Genomic DNA, 13228 nt, shown 5'->3' on the forward strand with positions numbered 1-13228 from the left:
GTCCTCGGCATTGAGTTGCATCAGACGCCGGATTACGAAGCCGGGGCCGACTTCTTCACCTGCTATGAGGGTGACGTCGTTTTCTGGCTCCAGGTAGATAAACCAGTCGAGGGCGGGATATTCGTCGGGTACCGCGGCGCGCAACCGGCGCATGTTGGTCTGGTACTGAACCGGCAGGCGCTGCACTCGCGCGGCGAGAACGGAAGCGTGCGCATGGACTCGTTGCTGGTCATTCAGCGGGCATTCACCAAAGTGGAGTTTTTTGAATATGGCGCTGGTTGAGATATCGAACTTTCCAGGAACGCCTAAGCTGCGTTGCAGGGTGCCAAACGGCACCCTTTTTTATGACTGGCTGGCGGCCAATGACGCTACTTTCCACCGCGACCTGCTGATCGTCCGCAATGGCGTGAAGTTGGGCGACGATGACGAGCTGGCGTTTGAGCTTAGCGAACTGGACAACATCCAGATATTCGACCAGCCAAAGGGCATTGTCGGCGACATTCTGAGCCCGATCTTTAAAGTGGTGGGCCAGGTGTTTTCGTTCCTGGCGCCGAAGCCAGCTATCGCAAACAACGGCGGAAATACCGTCGACTCACCAAACAATAGTCTGACCGGTCAGACAAACACCGCGCGTGTGTATAAGGCCAAGCCAGACATATACGGCCAGATTCGTTCGTTCCCGGATCTGATTCAGGAGTCAGTATTCGAATACGTGCACCAGACGTCCACCGACGGCGGCCTAAAGTACGTCACGGAATGGATGTGCATCGGGATCGGCAAATACGATTACGAGTCTGTGCGCTACTCAGAATCAAGCCTCGGCTCACTGGCTGGTGCCGAATTCCAGTTCTTCCAGCCAGGCGAAGTTATTCCGCAGATCGTTGAAGGCTATGGGTTCGATGACGTCGACGGGCAGGAGGTGCCCGGGCAGAACGAAGCCAGCGATTTCCCGATCGAAACAGCAACGGCAAACACGGTTGTCAGCGGAACGTATTCCGGCGGACAGATAGCGATGAAAATCGTGAAACAGGCAGAGTTTGACTATTTTATGGGGCTCGTACTGCCGCATGCAGTGACCTTCACGATAAACGTGACTTACAACACCGCATCTGGCAGCGTAACGAAGGATGCAACATTCTCCGGCACGCTGATTTCCGCTGTCGAAACAAACGACGGCGCGGTGGTTAACCCGGTTCGCTGGTACACCTTCACGATGAACCAACTCCAGGGACCACAGGATATCCCTGCCAACGCGACGATAAACACCACGAAGTTCATTCTCAATGACAACGAGGCTCTGATCGTCGGACCGTTCTTCTCCCCGGTTGAGTCAACTCAGCTTTGGCTGCATACACAGTCCAGCCTGGGCGGAAATAAGGAAACTAACTGGAAGGTCGTCCTCTGGAAAATCGACGACGATTACAACCAGGTGCCAGGTACGCAGCAGACTTTCACATACCGGCAGACGACCCCGCATGATTCCACAAGTGAGGTGTTCTACCGCACTGACAAAATCACACCTTCCGGGGGATTCGGAAAGTACGCGGTCAGCTTCCAGCGCACAGATAACTCCAGTGATGCAAGCCTGTTGAAGGTCGAAGAGATCCACAGCATCAATATCAGGACAAACGTCGTTCACCCTACCGACACGCTGGTACGTGTGAAGGTGAGGGCGACAGAGAACGCCCTTGGCAGCCGAGAGCGTAAATATAACGCTCTGGTGACGCGGCACACCATCACGTACGACCTGGACACGCAGACGGTGGATTACACGCTGCGTCCGTCGCGCTTGTTCGCTGATGCAGTGGCGCACACCTGGCTCATCATGGGTGAGCAGCCGGTAAGCAGCATTGACCTGTACGGCCTGTACTCGATTGCTGAAAGCCTGCCTGATGAGCGCCTGGGTTACTTCGACTACACGTTTGATGACGAGAACGACTCGCTGGGCGACCGCGTGCAGGCGATCTGCAATGCGGCGTCGGTTGTGGCGTACTGGGATGACGGCGTGCTGACGTTTACCCGTGACCAGAAAGTGGATTACCCGGCTGCAGTATTCAACCGGGCCAACATGAAGACGGACGAGTACAAAATAACGTACGAGGCCACGCTGCCAGGCGGTTATGACGGCGTGCAGGTGTCATACGTCCACCCGACAACAAACAACAAGACGTACATCAACTACCGCGTGGTGAACGGCGCTATCGTCGAGCAGGAAGCTGAGAACCCGAACAAGCTGGAGATCGTCGGCTTCCGTAATGAGTATCAGGCCCGGGAGCGAGCTCTGCGCGAAACCAAGCGCCTGATCTACTCCAGGGTGAAGATGAATGCCAAAGTGTTCGAAGACGGCATTATCCAGGTTGGCAGCGTCATTCAGATGCCGGACATCTACGACAGCAACCAGCAAGGTGGTTACGTAACCGGCCGATCCGGAAATGACTTCGATACCAGCGAGCCGATCACCTTCACCGGTTCGATGTATGTGCTTGTCACAGATAGCCTGGGCAATCCGACACTGCGTTATCCGGCGACGGCCCGCGCTGATACGAAGTACGGCTTCACCGCGGCAATACCCGACATTCAGCTCAACATATGGAACGGAGACACTGTACAGCTCCCGTCGCGCTATCTCATTGCGACAGTTGAGGAACTGGACAGCCAGCTATGGACGGTGAACAGCATCAAACCGAACACAGATAACACGGTATCTCTGACCGTCGCGGAATACAGCGACGCCATCTACCAATAAGAACCATCCCCGACCAACCGAACCCGGCCACCGCGCCGGGTTTTTTATGGAATCAATATGACTACTCAACCGACCAATCTGCCAGTTCCAAGTGAATCGCCACGAGACCTTAAGTTTAACGCCGGGAAAATTGACGAATTTGTCACTTCTATGGCACTTCAGTACATTGATCGTTTTGGTCATTCACATTATACGATTGAAGGCCTGAAACAGCTCGTACTCCAGCAGATCTACAATCTCGGCTGGAACCTGGTTGGTTCATTCCAGGATGGAGCTACTCTGGATGCCGCAGGTGACATTATTCAGGATGAAAGCGCCGGTATCTGGTACCGCTGGGATGACCTGAGCACATTACCAAAGACAGTGCCGTCGGGATCAGATCCTGATTCAACTGGTGGGGTGGGTGAAGGAAAGTGGCTTGCAGTCGATGTGAGTGATGTACTGCGAAAAGATTTAGCGAAACCAACAGGTGCAGCGCTTATCGGGGCCAGCGACGGAAGGACGGTTCAAGACTGGTTATCCGATCTTCCAGATGTAAATTTATTCCGAGGTAAAGGGCTTAGTAAGCTGGCGGAAATGTGTCGTGCTGGCGCTGCTGTGAGAATTGCTGTTTATGGCGATAGCACGGTAGACGGGGATAGGACTACGGGATGGACAAAGAATGCTGTTGATTCATCTGGAAATGCAGTCCCTAACCATGATCATAACCCAGAAGCTCCTAATACTTGGCCCGTGCTTTTACAGCAGCTCCTTCGGGATATGAGTGAGAATACAAATATAAGTGTGTTCAACTGTGGTTATGGAGGTAAGTCCATCGTTGATGGATGGGCTGAATCAAATTATTCTACAGTCATTGAGAATCACGACACGAACAAGGCTGCGCAGTTTGTTTTAATCGGCTTTGGTTTGAATGATGTGGTTAATAGCCAATTCACTGGTTATAACTATTCTCAAAAACTTGAGTCATTGATTCGAAGGGTTATAAATGGAGGGCGCATTCCTGTATTGGTGACCCCTGATACCACATGCCAAATAAGCGAAAACAGGAACATGTTGAAGCTTTTTGGACAGGTAGTGCCAGCTATGAAGGATTGTGCTCAGAAGTATAATCTTGATATTATTGATATCAGTAAATATACAAAGTCATGGGTGGAAAATTCTCGTAATCAGTCGGATGTTATTGCCGACAACCAAGAGGATGGTTTGCATTTTGGTGATCGAGGTCATAGCTTCAAAACTGGTGTTGCTGCGAAGGAGATTTTTAAGGACTACATTATCGATGCAAATGTCGGAGACACTTTGGGCTTCTGGCAGGGGCGCATTGCCTGGCAAGGTAGAACTGTAGGTTTGAATAGAGCAATTCAAAACAGAATGGGTTGTGCAATTACTGTAGGAGCTGGAGCTATCGCGGAAATATCCAGACTATGGATATGGCTTGAAGAAGAATCTGACATACACTACTGCTCGCCTGATAGGGATTCAGTTTCGGCAGGATCTGTATACTCGCAGATAGGGGTATATGATGCTTCAGGAGTTCAAACAATTGGTTATGTCAATGTTGGCACTTATGCATATGCTACTACTGATAGACCAGCTGATTTAAATATATATTTAGGGAAGAAAAGAGCCGGTTTGTATCGTATTAGTTACCGTGCAAACGAGGTCGCCAATAACGTAGGGTACATAAGGATTGGAAGCGGTACTCCGCAAGGGAAATCGTCAAAAGGATTATCGTCATCATCAGTATGGAGTACACCGGTATACAATACCATGCCTGTAATATCTGTAGATGGGTCGGACAAGTCAGTTTGTATTGATGGCACTCTTTATCAGGGTTATGCTTTTCTATTTTCAACGAACCGTATATTTGCAAATGATTGGTCGCAAAGCGGATATATTTCCCTCGGCGTAATTAGAAATGCAGATAACACCGTTTCATTGTGTGTCTTTAAGAATGTATCAGGCGCGATCTCCAGAACCGTACTCGCCACTTCAACCGCCACTATTACTGTTGATCGAGTAATGATTGAACTACGTATGAGCCCAACAGGAAGCGTCATGTACGTAGACATTAATGGTTCAAGGCTTATAACGTATACCAAAGCAGCCTCCGTCGCAATGCTTCCTACTTATGGAGTAGCTGGAGGGATTGTATATCTGACAGGTATCAGTGCTACCTCAGACAAAACCGCGTATCACAACCCGCCATCAATCTTTTAAGAAAAAGGCGGCATAGCCGCCTTCCACTCAAAGCTACTGCCTTTTTTTCCACCATGAATACTCACCAGAAAGCCAGATGAATATGAATGCAACGTATATAAGATCTGCACTATCAATATTCCAAGATATGGCAGAATAAACAATATGAGCCAGAGATATAGCACCTGCAACTCTTATAACTGTGGTAATGATGAAGTCAGTCATTTTTTATCACCATTTATGTATTTTACTCGTAAGTTTAGAAATGGTTTTTCTATGTATGCATATGTGATCATTGAAACTATTATCGTAACTGGCAAGATAAATAATGCAGTGTTGATAATTGCATCCATTTTATCCTGAGGTGGCGTTAAAACTGTCATATAAAGAGCCTTTGCTACCACCAAATGCGTAAGGTAGGCAGAGAAACTTAATCCCCCAAGATAAGCAATTACTGAGTCAGTTCGTTTGTTAATATTAATATTAAGAGTTGTATATCCAATTATCAACAAGGCCCAACCAAAAGCCTCAAGAGTGAATGAGAATGGCATAAACCACTTTGTCATCTGAGAGTTCAAGTGCATGAATATTGATATAATAGCTATCGAGGCGACTATCATAAAAATTTGAGGGGTTTTTGACCTATTAATGTAGCCATTAACATATATATAACCTGCCATCATTCCTATCAAGAACTGATCCAATCTCCCAACTATTGAATGATAAAGTCTGTAATAGATTCCCGGACCATTAAATATTACTAATGATAATTTAATTAAAATAAATGCAACAACAATTCCACATAATGATTTTAGTCCATCTTTAGATAAAAATACCGCCAAAAAGGGAAATATTAAATAGAACTGAAACTCTACTGCAATTGTCCATATCGGACCCATTGGGTATAATTTATATCCCCAACCGGTACCTGGCGAACCAGTGTTAAGTTGTAGTGTTAAAAGTCTAAAAATATCCATTGGCGTGGAGTTTGTTTGGTCTACACAAATGGCTATAAATACAAATATTATAGTTAGAGGCGCGATCCTAAGAATTCTGTTTTTAACAAAGCTTGCATATTTTATTTCCTTTCTTCCAGCATCAGAAATTATACAAAAAAGAAATCCTGACAAGACCAAAAAAAGGCTCACCCCAGAAGATCCCCATCTAATCCATAAAGATGCAAAGTCTTGAAGGCTACTTACAGACCCACCATAATTAATACTTCCCCTACAATGATGGAATATGACCAGTATGAATGCTGCAAAACGCAGGTGATCAAGTCTTGACATATAGCTGTGATTTAAAGTTTTCATTCCATAACCTAAATATTATAAATTTCCAATACTCTGGACTATACGAATCACTGCGCACTTTCTACAACAAATTAACCTCAGGATAAATAAAAACCGATTGTCATTTTGCTGCACCACAAAAGTAAGCAATGTCATCAAATATTTATATTTTTCAATAACATCTATATCGAACTCTATCAGCAATGTTGTAGCGGATTCTAGCACCATCACCGCAAATTATCGACAAATGCAGAAAGCGATTGATCGCTACCCGGCGAATGGACTACTGTATATGAATACAGTAGATTTGTGGGGTAATTATGCCACGCACAGCAGATATACACACCGCCTTCGTTGCGGCCATACAGCTAAACCCAAAGGGGTACCAGTACCTTCGGACCGAGAGCTTCATCGAGAAGCTGCGTGAGTACAACTGGCACTTTACCCGGTCAGATGCCAATGCATGGATAGAACGTTACCAGCAAGACTTTGTGGATAAGACAACAGACCACAGCGATAACCGATACTGGATCCTGCGTAACATGGGGAGGGTGCACTGATGGGATTTCCTTCACCGGCATCAGATTACGTTGAGCAACAATTATCTCCTGCTGTGCTGTGTAACATTGGAGCGGATAGCAGAGTGCTTGAGACAGATATTGGCTTTGCGGTTATCGAGCCGTGCACCAGACTGGTACAGAATCAGGTTCTGCTAATCCTCAGCGGCGGACGGACTCAGTTTGCGAGAGTCATGGGCAGGGCGCTGATTTGTGATGATGGTGAAGCGATAGAGGGGGAGGCTGCGGAAGAGGTTGAGGTGATGGGGCGGGTGACGTTCTTCATCAACAGCGTGATGCAGGATGACAGGGTGGTGTGATGGGGCAATGGGGCATGGTTGGGGCAAAAAATTAGCGCAAAACAACTCAAAACCGTGGAGGGTAGTGATTCATCTTGCGCTAATGTTTTGGTTTAAGCCTGCTTTCAACTTACATCAGCATACATCCTGTTTGTAGTGCCGCAAATTATGGATTTTCAGCTCTACTCGCTGGGGGCCGCGCTGGTCTTCCATGAGATCTTTTTCCCGGAACAGTCCGCGGCCATGGCGCTGATCCTGGCGATGGGGACCTACGGCGCAGGCTATATTGCGCGCATCGTCGGCGCCTTTATCTTCGGCAGAATGGGCGACCGGATCGGTCGTAAAAAGGTGCTGTTTATTACCATCACCATGATGGGGATCTGTACCACCCTGATTGGCGTGTTGCCGACCTACGGCCAGATTGGCATTTTTGCGCCGGTTCTGCTGGTGACGCTGCGCATTATTCAGGGGCTGGGTGCCGGGGCAGAAATCTCCGGTGCGGGAACCATGCTGGCCGAGTATGCGCCAAAGGGCAAACGCGGGATCATCTCCTCGCTGGTGGCGATGGGGACCAACTGCGGAACCCTGAGTGCCACGGCGATCTGGGCGGTGATGTTCTTTGCTCTCGATCGTGAAGAACTGGTGGCATGGGGCTGGCGCGTGCCGTTCCTGGCCAGCGTCGTCGTGATGATCTTTGCCATCTGGCTGCGTATGAACCTGAAAGAGAGCCCGGTCTTCGAAAAAGTGAACGACGCTGAAGCTGCCGTACCGGTGGCGAAGCCGGATACCTCCCTTGGGGCGATGGTGAAAAGCAAATCCTTCTGGCTGGCCACCGGGCTGCGTTTTGGTCAGGCGGGTAACTCCGGTCTGATCCAGACGTTCCTTGCCGGGTATCTGGTACAGACGCTGCTGTTTGATAAAGCGATCCCCACCGATGCGCTGATGATAAGTTCAATCCTCGGGTTTATCTCTATCCCGCTGCTGGGCTGGCTGTCGGACAAAGTCGGTCGCCGTCTGCCGTATATCCTCCTCAACGTTTCCGCCATCATTCTGGCGTACCCGATGCTGTCGATTATCGTCGATAAAAGCTATGCGCCGGGCGTCATTATGCTCTCGATTATTGTCATTCATAACTTCGCGGTGCTGGGGCTGTTCGCGCTGGAAAACATCACCATGGCGGAGATGTTTGGCTCGCGTAATCGCTTTACCCGCATGGCTATCTCCAAAGAGGCGGGCGGTCTGGTGGCGGTGGGCTTTGGTCCGGTGCTGGCGGGGATCTTCTGCAACATGACCGGCTCCTGGTGGCCGATTGTCGCGATGCTGATTGCCTATTCTGTGATTGGTCTGGTTTCAGCCATTTTCATGCCGGAAGTGCGCGACCGTGATTTGAGCGCGGCACAAGACGCGGCTGAACCACAGGCGCTGAACGATAAGGCTGGTGAGTCACGCAAATATGGAGCGCTGCTATGAGTTTCATTAATGATAACTTTATGATTAGCAACGCCAGGGGCGTTGCGTTATATCGTGATGTCGCGAAAGAATTGCCGATAATTGACTATCACTGTCATCTGGTTGCGAAAGATATTTTCGAAAATAAACCGCTGGAGAATATTACCGAGCTTTGGCTTGCAGGCGATCACTACAAATGGCGCGCTATGCGCGCCAACGGTATAGATGAAAAATACATTACGGGCAGCGCCACCGCGGAAGAAAAATTTGCGGCGTGGGCTGAAACGGTCGACGCCAGTTATGGCAATCCGCTCTATCACTGGACGCATTTAGAACTGCATCACTATTTTTCCTGTGATGAACCGCTGGGCAGCCATAACTGGCGTGAAATAATGGAGCGCTGTAATCGTTTATTACAACAGCCTGATTTTACGCCCCGCGAACTGATTAAACGCTCAAAAGTGGAGGTCATATGTACCACAGATGCACCGCTGGATGACCTGCGTTACCATCAGTTATTGCGCGATGACGCAACATTCAACGTCAAGGTATTACCGACATTCCGCCCGGATGACGTTTTTACGCCGGATGCGCATCAGTTCGCCGACTTTACCGATCGATTAGCGGAGCTGACGGGGCGGTCCATTCACGCCTTTAGTGATTTTGCTGCTGCGCTCGGCGAGCGTATTGCCTGGTTCCACGACATGGGGTGCCGTATTTCGGATCATGGCCCTGTGGAGATCCATTATCAGGCTGCGGATGACAGTATCGTGGAATCGATATTTATCCGTAAACGGCAGGGTGAACATCTCAACGCGCGAGATAGCGCGATTCTTGACAGTGCTATTTTTATCATGCTGGCGCGTTATTACCGACAGCATGACTGGGCCATGCAGATACACTTCGGTGCGATACGCAATAATAATACCCGCATGTACCGTGCCCTGGGCATAAATACCGGGTTTGATTCACTGACGGATCAGGTCAATCTTGCTGCGAATATTAATCAGCTGCTGGATGCCATGGCCCTTGCAGACGCGCTGCCGAAAACCATTCTGTATAACCTCAACCCCAGCTACAACGATATTGTCGCGACGACGATCGCCAATTTTCAGAGTGCAGAACTGGGAGTGAAATCACCGATGCAATTCGGCTCCGGCTGGTGGTTTAACGACACCCGTCGCGGGATGGAAAACCAGCTCAACAGCCTGGCAGATCAGGGGCTGTTAATGAATTTTGTCGGCATGCTGACCGACTCCCGCAGCCTGGTCTCCTATACCCGTCACGATTATTTTCGCCGCATTCTATGCAATATGATCGGCGGTTGGGTGGAGCGGGGAGAAGTTCCGGATAATAACGATATTCTCACGCGGATGATTAAAAATATTTGCCACGACAACGCTAAGAATTATTTCAAATTTTAAATTCGCTTCATCAAGTGGGGATGAAATATGTCTCGTGCGGCTAAAAAAATTACCATTCCGGTTAGTATCGGCTACGGACTAACGGATATTATGGGTGGCGGTGCATTTACCGTGATCGGCGCCTGGCTGTTATTTTTCTATACGACATTCGTTGGGCTATCGCCGGTTGAGGCAGCCTCCATTGTCGCCATCGCGCGTATTGTTGATGCCATTGTCAGTCTGTTTATGGGAAGTTTCACCGATCATTTTTACAAAAATTATTTTGGTAAAAAATTTGGTCGTCGACGCTTCTTTTTGCTGATCGGCGCGCCGTTAATGCTGGTCTATGCGTTACTGTGGCTTGATGGCATGACCTACGGTTTTTATCTCGCGGTCTATCTGGCGTTTGAAATTATCGCCGCGATGGTATTGATCCCCTGGGAAACGCTGCCATCGGAAATGACAAAAGACTTTAACCAGCGCACCAAACTTTCTACCTGTCGCATGTTCCTTTCTGCGTCCGGTACCTTCCTGGCGACGTTCATTCCGGGGCTGCTGATTGGCTATTTTGGGGAAAACAGCGCCCATGCTTATCTGATTAACGGCGTTATTTTTGCCGTCCTGTTTATGGTGTGCGTCTTTATCTCGTGGAAGGTGACCTGGGAACGCGAGTTAACCCCGGAAATGCTGGCCGAGCTTGAAACAAGCACGGCGCCCCGAACGCTGACGCAAAAGCTGGCTGCCTTTGGTCGTCTCTTTAAAGAGTATGGTTCAACGCTGAAAATCCGGGCCTTCAGAAAACACCTTGCCATCTACCTGCTGTCGTTTACCGGGAAAGATGTCTACAACACCGTATTTGTCTTCTTCTGTGTTTACTGCCTGAATGTCTCTTCGTCGCTTGCCGGCACACTGCTGTCGATGAGTATCGTCGGCCTGCCTGTCACGCTGATTGCGGGAGTGGGGATCATTAAATTCGGGCCGTCGAAGCTGTATGTGTTTGCCTACTCGCTGATGATGCTCTGCCTGGGCGGCTTTTTCGCTGTGTATCAAATTCCGGCACTTAATACCGTCGCGACGCTGGTTGTTCTGGCCGGGTTATATCAGGTCGGTCGCTGTGTGCTGGAGTTTACGCCATGGAACGTCTTCCCGTTCATCCCCGATATTGACGAGATGGTTAGCCGCCAGCGTCGCGAGGGGTTGTTCGCGGCGGTGATGACCTTCTCCCGCAAAACGACCGTGGCCATCGCCACCTTTATTGTGGGGCTGCTGTTACAGAATGGCGGCTTTGTGAAGGGCAGCCAGACACAGCCGGAGGAGGCCATTCATACCATCGCAATGCTGATGTTCATCGGGACTGCGGGCTTACTCATCCTGGCGTTGTGGCAGGCATTAACGTTCCATCTGAACAAGCGTACGCACAAGATCTTCGTGGATGAACTGGACCGCCTGAAAGCTAACGGTTCTCCCCAGCTGGTGTCCGCCGAAGCACGCCGTGTGGTGGAAGATTTGACGGGGTATTCCTACGACAGGCTGTGCCGTGAGCCCGCTGGCCGTTCAGGCGCAGAACCGGCGCGTAATCTTGTGTGACCTTGGTATATATCTTTTTGAAAGATGTCACACAACTTAATTTTGATATCACACCAGTTAGCGCAAAGTTAATGTAAATCAATGTTCCGCTAAACATAACCCGTATGGTGGTGGGCAAGGCCCCAGGGGGTTACTGCCATTCTGGCTGGTGTAGTCAACATGCGCGACCGCGCGCCAACGTGCGGTCGCAGAACTCAGCTTCATTAATTAAACGAGTCTCAACCATGGAAAACCGATTATTACAGGCGAAAGCGACGCTGCCTCAGTACGATCGCGGCAGCCTCCAGGCACGCATTGTTCATTTAGGGTTTGGCGCGTTCCACCGTGCACACCAGGCGGTGTACGCCGATATTCTGGCCGCTGAACACGGCAGCGACTGGGGTTACACAGAAGTGAACCTGATTGGTGGCGAACAACAGATTGCCGATCTGAACGCGCAGGATAACCTCTATACCGTGGCCGAAATGTCGGCGGACGCGTGGACATCACGGGTCGTCGGTGTGGTCAAAAATGCGCTGCACGCGCAGGTTGACGGGCTGGAGGCCGTACTGGCGGCGATGTGTGAGCCGCAGGTGGCGATTGTGTCGCTCACCATCACCGAAAAAGGCTACTGCCACTCACCGGCCACGGGCAAACTGATGCTCGATCATCCATTGATTGCGGCCGACCTGCAAAACCCGCATCAGCCCAAATCTGCGCCGGGTGTGGTGGTTGAAGCGCTGGCGCGACGCAAAGCGGCGGGGCTGCCTGCCTTTAGCGTTATGTCCTGTGACAACATGCCGGAGAACGGTCACGTTATGCGCAATGTCACCTGCGCCTATGCCCGCGCGGTCGACGCGGAGCTGGCCGCGTGGATTGAGGCCAACGTCACCTTCCCGTCAACCATGGTGGATCGTATTGTGCCTGCGGTAACGCCGGAAACGCTGGATAAAATCGAACAGCTTACTGGCGTTCGCGATCCGGCGGGCGTGGCCTGCGAGCCGTTCCGTCAGTGGGTGATTGAAGATAACTTTGTCGCCGGACGTCCGCAATGGGAAAAGGCGGGGGCGGAGCTGGTGGCCGACGTTATTCCGTTTGAAGAGATGAAGCTGCGGATGCTCAACGGCAGCCATTCTTTCCTGGCGTACCTTGGCTATCTGGCGGGTTATCAGCACATTAACGACTGTATGGAAGATGAACACTACCGTCGTGCCGCCCACGCGCTGATGCTGAAAGAGCAGGCGCCGACGCTGAAAGTAAAAGGGGTTGATTTAGGCCACTATGCCGATCTGCTGATAGCGCGCTACAGCAACCCGGCCCTGCGCCACCGGACCTGGCAAATCGCGATGGACGGCAGCCAGAAACTTCCGCAGCGTATGCTCGATTCCGTGCGCTGGCACCTGGTGCATCAGAAACCTTTCCCACTGCTGGCGCTGGGTGTGGCGGGCTGGATGCGCTATGTCGGCGGGGTGGATGAACAGGGGAACGCCATCGACGTGAGCGATCCTCAACTGGCGGTGATTCAGGCCGCGGTCAACGGGAGCACGGAAGGGGAAAGTCGGGTGAAAGCCTTGCTGGGCATTGAAGCCATCTTCGGTAAGGAACTGCCGCACGACACGTGCTTTGTGGAGGCGGTCATGACGGCGTATCAGACCCTTCTGCAAAAGGGCGCGAAAGCCACGGTTGCGCAGTACGCGGCACAGCTGTAATTCAGTCA

At 50.4% G+C, this 13228-nt stretch carries 9 protein-coding genes and 1 pseudogene; 9 read left to right on the forward strand and 1 reads right to left on the reverse strand.

Annotated features, from left to right (window positions below; translation table 11 throughout):
- The 3 genes from ACOTZF_RS09655 to ACOTZF_RS09665 all read left to right on the forward strand — a co-directional run.
- Positions 1 to 282, forward strand: a 282-nt coding sequence (locus tag ACOTZF_RS09655) for a peptidoglycan endopeptidase (RefSeq protein WP_421636087.1), incomplete at its 5' end; no start/stop codon positions are given.
- Complete coding sequence (locus ACOTZF_RS09660) at positions 269 to 2746, forward strand: host specificity factor TipJ family phage tail protein (protein WP_129317980.1); 2478 nt, start codon at positions 269 to 271, stop codon at positions 2744 to 2746. The genes ACOTZF_RS09655 and ACOTZF_RS09660, both read left to right, overlap by 14 nt.
- 57 nt (positions 2747 to 2803) lie before the next feature.
- Positions 2804 to 4966: a GDSL-type esterase/lipase family protein gene (locus tag ACOTZF_RS09665; RefSeq protein WP_164989332.1), complete on the forward strand. Its 2163-nt coding sequence runs from the start codon at positions 2804 to 2806 to the stop codon at positions 4964 to 4966.
- Positions 4967 to 5166: 200 nt separating this feature from the next.
- Here ACOTZF_RS09665 and ACOTZF_RS09670 read toward each other — a convergent pair whose 3' ends face one another.
- The gene (locus ACOTZF_RS09670; protein WP_129317979.1) at positions 5167 to 6258 is read right to left on the reverse strand and encodes an acyltransferase family protein; all 1092 of its coding nucleotides are present in this window, start codon (positions 6256 to 6258) and stop codon (positions 5167 to 5169) included.
- Between the two features lie 299 nt (positions 6259 to 6557).
- Here ACOTZF_RS09670 and ACOTZF_RS09675 point away from each other — a divergent pair, with 299 nt between their 5' ends.
- The 6 genes and pseudogenes from ACOTZF_RS09675 to ACOTZF_RS09700 all read left to right on the forward strand — a co-directional run bounded on the left by ACOTZF_RS09675 (position 6558) and on the right by ACOTZF_RS09700 (position 13220).
- Entirely contained in the window at positions 6558 to 6797 is a 240-nt protein-coding gene (locus tag ACOTZF_RS09675; protein WP_129317978.1) for a hypothetical protein, read from the forward strand.
- Positions 6797 to 7114: a hypothetical protein gene (locus ACOTZF_RS09680; protein ID WP_060578694.1), complete on the forward strand. Its 318-nt coding sequence runs from the start codon at positions 6797 to 6799 to the stop codon at positions 7112 to 7114. Before ACOTZF_RS09675 ends, ACOTZF_RS09680 begins: the two co-directional genes overlap by 1 nt.
- A 141-nt stretch (positions 7115 to 7255) precedes the next feature.
- Positions 7256 to 8563, forward strand: a pseudogene (locus ACOTZF_RS09685) (MFS transporter); the annotation flags it as partial.
- Positions 8560 to 9966 (forward strand): glucuronate isomerase, encoded by a 1407-nt coding sequence (gene uxaC / locus ACOTZF_RS09690; RefSeq protein WP_062729596.1) that lies wholly within the window; start codon positions 8560 to 8562, stop codon positions 9964 to 9966. The pseudogene ACOTZF_RS09685 and the gene uxaC, both read left to right, overlap by 4 nt.
- A gap of 27 nt (positions 9967 to 9993) precedes the next feature.
- Positions 9994 to 11532, forward strand: a complete 1539-nt coding sequence (locus ACOTZF_RS09695; protein WP_038419307.1) for an MFS transporter — start codon at positions 9994 to 9996, stop codon at positions 11530 to 11532.
- Positions 11533 to 11756: 224 nt separating this feature from the next.
- Positions 11757 to 13220 (forward strand): mannitol dehydrogenase family protein, encoded by a 1464-nt coding sequence (locus tag ACOTZF_RS09700; RefSeq protein ID WP_048972388.1) that lies wholly within the window; start codon positions 11757 to 11759, stop codon positions 13218 to 13220.
- The last annotated feature ends 8 nt before the right edge of the window (positions 13221 to 13228 follow it).

Origin of the sequence: Enterobacter cloacae complex sp. SHL021 (genome assembly GCF_049237765.1) — a bacterium.
GTDB classification, from domain to species: Bacteria; Pseudomonadota; Gammaproteobacteria; order Enterobacterales; family Enterobacteriaceae; genus Enterobacter; species Enterobacter cloacae.

Excerpts from the sequence above, each read along its gene's own strand:
- ACOTZF_RS09680 (WP_060578694.1), top strand. The coding sequence starts at position 6,797 with ATGGGATTTCCTTCACCGGCATCAGATTACGTTGAGCAACAATTATCT.
- ACOTZF_RS09670 (WP_129317979.1), bottom strand. The coding sequence starts at position 6,258 with ATGAAAACTTTAAATCACAGCTATATGTCAAGACTTGATCACCTGCGT.
- ACOTZF_RS09660 (WP_129317980.1), top strand. The coding sequence starts at position 269 with ATGGCGCTGGTTGAGATATCGAACTTTCCAGGAACGCCTAAGCTGCGT.
- ACOTZF_RS09700 (WP_048972388.1), top strand. The coding sequence starts at position 11,757 with ATGGAAAACCGATTATTACAGGCGAAAGCGACGCTGCCTCAGTACGAT.
- ACOTZF_RS09675 (WP_129317978.1), top strand. The coding sequence starts at position 6,558 with ATGCCACGCACAGCAGATATACACACCGCCTTCGTTGCGGCCATACAG.
- ACOTZF_RS09695 (WP_038419307.1), top strand. The coding sequence starts at position 9,994 with ATGTCTCGTGCGGCTAAAAAAATTACCATTCCGGTTAGTATCGGCTAC.
- ACOTZF_RS09665 (WP_164989332.1), top strand. The coding sequence starts at position 2,804 with ATGACTACTCAACCGACCAATCTGCCAGTTCCAAGTGAATCGCCACGA.
- uxaC (WP_062729596.1), top strand. The coding sequence starts at position 8,560 with ATGAGTTTCATTAATGATAACTTTATGATTAGCAACGCCAGGGGCGTT.